4 protein-coding genes, 1 tRNA gene, 1 rRNA gene and 1 other RNA gene are annotated in these 6000 nt (G+C 38.2%); 1 reads left to right on the top strand and 6 read right to left on the bottom strand.

Annotated features, from left to right (window positions below):
• Window positions 1-471: 471 nt before the first annotated feature.
• Window positions 472-1981: ribosomal RNA gene (locus CLMAG_RS27405) — 16S ribosomal RNA — on the bottom strand.
• Window positions 1982-2351: 370 nt separating this feature from the next.
• Window positions 2352-2427, bottom strand: a tRNA-Met gene (locus tag CLMAG_RS27400).
• 775 nt (window positions 2428-3202) lie between these two features.
• Here CLMAG_RS27400 and ffs point away from each other — a divergent pair.
• Window positions 3203-3467, top strand: an RNA gene (gene ffs / locus CLMAG_RS27395) — signal recognition particle sRNA large type.
• Between the two features lie 359 nt (window positions 3468-3826).
• Here the strand turns inward: ffs and CLMAG_RS27390 are convergent.
• The 4 genes from CLMAG_RS27390 to CLMAG_RS31195 form a co-directional block, all read right to left on the bottom strand.
• Window positions 3827-4690 carry a nitroreductase family protein gene (locus CLMAG_RS27390; RefSeq protein WP_066630315.1) on the bottom strand — a complete coding sequence of 288 codons (864 nt, stop codon included), beginning with the start codon at window positions 4688-4690 and terminating at the stop codon, window positions 3827-3829.
• Window positions 4691-4742: 52 nt separating this feature from the next.
• Window positions 4743-5258: a nitroreductase family protein gene (locus tag CLMAG_RS27385; protein ID WP_066630313.1), complete on the bottom strand. Its 516-nt coding sequence runs from the start codon at window positions 5256-5258 to the stop codon at window positions 4743-4745.
• A gap of 34 nt (window positions 5259-5292) precedes the next feature.
• Window positions 5293-5526: a hypothetical protein gene (locus CLMAG_RS27380; protein ID WP_066630311.1), complete on the bottom strand. Its 234-nt coding sequence runs from the start codon at window positions 5524-5526 to the stop codon at window positions 5293-5295.
• Window positions 5527-5635: 109 nt separating this feature from the next.
• Window positions 5636-5920, bottom strand: coding sequence for a gamma-glutamylcyclotransferase family protein (locus CLMAG_RS31195; RefSeq protein WP_082832115.1), 285 nt, complete (start codon window positions 5918-5920; stop codon window positions 5636-5638).
• Between the last annotated feature and the right edge of the window lie 80 nt (window positions 5921-6000).

Raw genomic sequence — 6000 nt, 5'->3', positions numbered from 1 at the left:
TTTGTAGCTTGACCTATACCGAAAATTGCTATTAACTTCGCACTTCTTCGTCAAGTCTTTCGCTGCGGTGCTCATTTACCATAAGTAAACTCCGCTCCTCGCTCAAGCCTTTCCTTGAACTGCTTGCTTCTACCAATTTTCTAGTTTCAATCTTTAAAGTTACAAAGGTGTTAAATATACTTTCGTATAAGTAATTTACCTTTAGCTTTACTTTTATTTTTGTTAAACAATTGCGTTGTTTAACGTTTCTTCACTGTGCAATTTTCAAAGAACAATTGAGGTATTTATGACGAGTAATTTATTCCCCATAATGAGATAGTACTTAACGTAAGTATCTCCGGGGTAATTCTTAACGCCGAAAGCATTCGGCTAAATTACCCGTTAAAATCCATTTAGGATTTTAACCCCTCAAGATTAAACAGAGGCTAAACCAGTCTTTCAGACAGCATTACCTGCCTGTATTATCCTTAGAAAGGAGGTGATCCAGCCGCAGGTTCTCCTACGGCTACCTTGTTACGACTTCACCCCAATCACTAACCCCACCTTCGGCCGCTAGCCCCTTTACAGGTTACCTCACGGACTTCGGGTGTTGCCAGCTCTCATGGTGTGACGGGCGGTGTGTACAAGGCCCGGGAACGTATTCACCGCGACATTCTGATTCGCGATTACTAGCAACTCCGACTTCATGTAGGCGAGTTGCAGCCTACAATCCGAACTGGGATAGGTTTTTGAGTTTTGCTCCACCTCGCGGTCTTGCATCTCTCTGTACCTACCATTGTAGCACGTGTGTAGCCCTGGACATAAGGGGCATGATGATTTGACGTCATCCCCACCTTCCTCCCGGTTAACCCGGGCAGTCTCACTAGAGTGCTCAACTTAATGGTAGCAACTAATGATAGGGGTTGCGCTCGTTGCAGGACTTAACCTAACATCTCACGACACGAGCTGACGACAACCATGCACCACCTGTCTCCCTGCCCCGAAGGGCTTCATGCATCTCTGCACTATTCAGGGGATGTCAAGTCCAGGTAAGGTTCTTCGCGTTGCTTCGAATTAAACCACATGCTCCGCTGCTTGTGCGGGCCCCCGTCAATTCCTTTGAGTTTTAATCTTGCGATCGTACTTCCCAGGCGGAGTACTTATTGTGTTAACTGCGGCACAGAAGGTTGGACCCTCCTACACCTAGTACTCATCGTTTACGGCGTGGACTACCAGGGTATCTAATCCTGTTTGCTACCCACGCTTTCATGCCTCAGCGTTAGTTACGGTCCAGAGAATCGCCTTCGCCACTGGTGTTCTTCCTAATCTCTACGCATTTCACCGCTACACTAGGAATTCCATTCTCCTCTCCCGCACTCTAGATATCCAGTTTGAAATGCAGCACCCAAGTTAAGCTCGGGTATTTCACATCTCACTTAAATATCCGCCTACGCATCCTTTACGCCCAGTAAATCCGGACAACGCTCGCCACCTACGTATTACCGCGGCTGCTGGCACGTAGTTAGCCGTGGCTTCCTCCTTTGGTACCGTCATTATCGTCCCAAAAGACAGAGCTTTACAACCCGAAGGCCTTCATCACTCACGCGGCGTTGCTGCATCAGGCTTTCGCCCATTGTGCAATATTCCCCACTGCTGCCTCCCGTAGGAGTCTGGACCGTGTCTCAGTTCCAATGTGGCCGATCACCCTCTCAGGTCGGCTACGCATCGTCGCCTTGGTGAGCCTTTACCTCACCAACTAGCTAATGCGCCGCGGGTCCATCTCAAAGCGGATTACTCCTTTAATTAGTCCTTCATGCGAAAAACTAATGTTATGCGGTATTAATCTCCCTTTCGGGAGGCTATCCCCCTCTTTGAGGCAGGTTACCCACGTGTTACTCACCCGTCCGCCGCTAATCCACCCCGAAGGGCTTCATCGCTCGACTTGCATGTGTTAGGCACGCCGCCAGCGTTCGTCCTGAGCCAGGATCAAACTCTCAATTTAAAAGTTTGAATGCTCATTACATTTTTACTCACTACTATATTATAGTAGTTAAAGAATTGCTGGTTTAGTTTATTTAATAAAGTCATTTAGACTTTCTAACCTCTGTTTAATTTTCAAGGATCATGTCGCTTGTTTGCGACCGGATTTATATCTTATCATTTTCATCTTAGCTTGTCAACTAGTAATTTATTACCAATTTTATCTCACTAAGTTATCGCTGATTTGATATGGATTTATATCTTACCATCCTTGTCTCAGCTCGTCAACTAGTAATTTGTTACCAAATTACTCACACCATACTACATTATTATACGATGTTCTTAACAGCTTACACATAATATCAAACAAACTTATTCGTTGTCAATATTTTTGGTTGCGGAGGCAGGACTTGAACCTACGACCTTCGGGTTATGAGCCCGACGAGCTACCAACTGCTCCACCCCGCGTCATTATATATCCATATTGATCAACCACTGTTGTTTGTGTTTGTCACCTCTCGAAGCGACAAGTAGTATCTTACCATGTGTACAGATATCAAAAATTATTAATATACCACTTTAATCATATAATACCCTATTATTATGTTATTATACTTGTACATACTCAATAATTCACATGAAGACACACCAGACTTAGTTTACTATATACAAGCAGGAAATAAAAATTTCTACTATGGGTCAGAACCTATATAGAGATGTAACCTCAGACAAAACAGACTGATTATGACAATTATAAGTGTTATTGTACATAGCAGTTTTATTTTTATCCGATGACTATCCGCTCTAATACTCCCATACGCACTCTGTAAAAGCGATTCACACAAAATCATAGATTTTGTGTGAATCGCTTTTCTTCAAAGTGTACGTTCCGAGCGGCTACGTCTCTCGTTCAATTAAGAATTAAGTGGGGTTTGAAACTCCATCTGATTCAAGTTTCACTTCATTATTTAGATATTTTTATTTTTTTGTTTACTTTATTTTCAATTTAAATAATATTGACTTTGTCAACTTAGTATATTATTGATGGTATTTCATCTATCCATAATAGTATGTACTTGCTAGAAAAATATATGTAAAAATTAGAACACTCGTATTTATAATACCTTTTTAGGAATATTATAAATTTCATACTAAAATTACTGGTCATATATACCTTGTACAAGAACTTTTATTATGTTATTATAGTCTCACAGCAAGCGAATAACTAATTTAAAGATAGAATTCGTGCTAGATGGGGAGCTAGCGGTGCCCTGTAACCTGCAATCCGCTACAGCAGGGTTGAATTCCCTCTATCGGCTTTAGTCTGTTGGGTCTGCCTGATCAAAGTGGTATTGAGAATTGGGTCCCATGCGGCAGAAACTCATGAACTCCGTCAGATCCGGAAGGAAGCAGCGGTAAGTGATCACTTCTGAGTGCCGTGGATTAACCTGGTTTGAGCTAACTTGATCTGTAACGCCAGTAGAGTACTGCCAACAGAGGGTGCACGATATACATAGACCATATTTCTGAAATACTCGCTAAGCTCTTATTTTGAACCTACATTTAAGCTTCGGGAGTCTAATATTTATGATGAAGAAATGTACTTTCTTGTAAGTCCTTTTACGGCATTGAAGGCAATTGAAGCATCTGTGAGGATATCTACCTATCGAGAGATAGGTGTCAAAATCAGAGTATCGATATTTTGGATTTTTATTTAGAAATTTTAAAGCCAATGCTTAGTTTTTCAAGCATTGGCTTTTGAGCTTTTTAATTATATTTTTTACATTAAAGGCTATGCTGCTACTTAACTAGTATGTTCATGGCTTTTAAATTGTTAAAGCTAATTCTCTACAACTCTTTTCTTATCTTATCTCTTCCAACTTATTATATACTCTATATCACTAGTACTATTTGCAGCCAATGACTTATCAAACTGCCACTCACCTTTTAACATAGCCTCTTTAGCCGTTAACTCAAAATGACACATTGCAATCCCCATATCTATTTTTTGTATATCATATCCTAAAGAGGCTCCATATCCCTTTGTGCGATGCAAGTAAAAATGAAAATCAGCGTTATTTTTTATTATTCTCCAGGGTTGTTTATTAGAAGCTGATGGAGCAAGTCGTACCATTTCTAGAGCAGCTGAATACTCACCTGCCTCTTCCATCGATAAAGGCTTACCAAAACTTCCATAGTAGAAAATTTCATCCCATGGTTTTCTATTTTTTGAACCTGAAGCAAATCTAAATATAGAATCAACTATACTCCTACTTTCACTAGCATATCCAATAGGAGTTACTATTGGAAGCAGCTCATTTTCCTTAAGATCTATTGCTTTGGCAAATTCCCCTTTTTTAAAGGTTCCTCCCAGCCAACAGGTTCCAATTCCTAGAGAAGTACAGTATAATACTAGCTTTTCAAGTTCATATCCTAGCTCTTCCATGTTTTTATCTGCCTTTTCTACTGCAGCAGCTATAAAAAATGAAGTTCCTTTTATAACACCATAAGTGCCTAACTTTATACTTGAGTCATGGGACATCTCATTGCTGTTAAACAATTTAAATCTTACTTTTGAGTTAAAAGGCCCCTCTATATTAGTATAAAAATTTCTTAATTTTTCTTCTATTTCTTTTGTGATAGGCTCCTTTTTATAGGTTCTGACAGATGTTCTAGCTTTTATAATATCTGAAATAGATCTATCAAGTAGTTGAAATTCTTCATTCGCCATATTTATTCACACCTCCCTATATATCAAATTCTTTTTATATACACACTTGTATTTAATATGTTTCATAATGAACTAATTCACTCAAAGGCTTTCTGTTCTTACTTAGATTTGCTCCAGCTTCATCTGCAGCGTAACCTATAACTAATATATTTATAGCTTCTACACTGTCTGGAAGGTTAAACTCTTTTTTTACCAGACTTGGATCAAAGGAGCATACCCATACTGAGCCAAGGCCTAACTCTGTAGCTTGAAGCATCATATATGTAGTTACTATACTTGCATCTATATCAACTACATCTTTGTTATCTTGTCTTCTCTTCCAGGTGGCATCATGATCAGCGCAAACGATTATTACAAGAGGCGCTCCAAAAGTATTGGTTGAACATTTTTTAAGTTTGTTCATTCCCTCTTCTTCCTGCACAACGATTAGTCTTTGGGGCTGAAAGTTTACTGCAGTTGGCGCCATTCTTCCTGCTTCAAGAATTCTAAGAAGCTTTTCCTCCTCTACCTTTTGGATACCATATTTACGCACTGAGTATCTTTTCTTAGCTAGTTCTAAAAAATCCATAATATCATCCTTTCTTACATTAAAAGATTTATTACTATACCTTTTCTCTAAGGGTTATTATTAACTTGTAAGGCTCAGTAAACATATCATATGTAGAATTTTCAACTATACAATGTTTAGGTGTGAATAAAAATGAATTATTCACCGGGTAAGTTACTTCTTTTGTGTTAAGTATTACAAGAATTTCATCGTTAGTTAACTCCTTTTCTATATTATTCTCTGTAAGTACCTCACCATTTATGTCCTTGAATTCAAATACTACCTTCATTTTTTTACTCCTTAAAAATCTAGAAATTTAACTTTATTTATACTATTTATATTATACGATAGATTCCTATCTTTTAAAGTATCTTATATAACTATATCACTGCACTATGCTAGCCTCTCCAAGGTTGATTTTCAAGACTGGCTTTTATATTTTTTGAAGTATCCTCGTTATATACATAAATATAGGCCTCTTGAATTTCATTATTACAATTTACCACTTTAACTAGTTTTCTTATATATAGATCTCCTTCCTCCTCAAGCACATCTAGCCTCTTTAACGTATTGATATCTATTGCATATAGTTCGCCTTTTACCTTTTTGCCTTTATAACCAATTACTCCAGGATACTCTCCTAAATCATATAGGACGAAATCTACTGCTGTAAAATCACTTATGAATTTTGCATATGATTATAATTCTATAATTTCTTTAAATATCCTGTATAATAACAAAATAAAAACTATTAGAATTCGAA

This window comes from Clostridium magnum DSM 2767, from assembly GCF_001623875.1.
GTDB lineage: Bacteria > Bacillota > Clostridia > Clostridiales > Clostridiaceae > Clostridium_AM > Clostridium_AM magnum.
This window is presented reverse-complemented; position numbering and strand designations above follow the sequence as displayed.

Coding starts and splice junctions, on each gene's coding strand:
- CLMAG_RS27390 (WP_066630315.1), bottom strand. CDS start 4,690: ATGGCGAATGAAGAATTTCAACTACTTGATAGATCTATTTCAGATATT.
- CLMAG_RS27385 (WP_066630313.1), bottom strand. CDS start 5,258: ATGGATTTTTTAGAACTAGCTAAGAAAAGATACTCAGTGCGTAAATAT.
- CLMAG_RS27380 (WP_066630311.1), bottom strand. CDS start 5,526: ATGAAGGTAGTATTTGAATTCAAGGACATAAATGGTGAGGTACTTACA.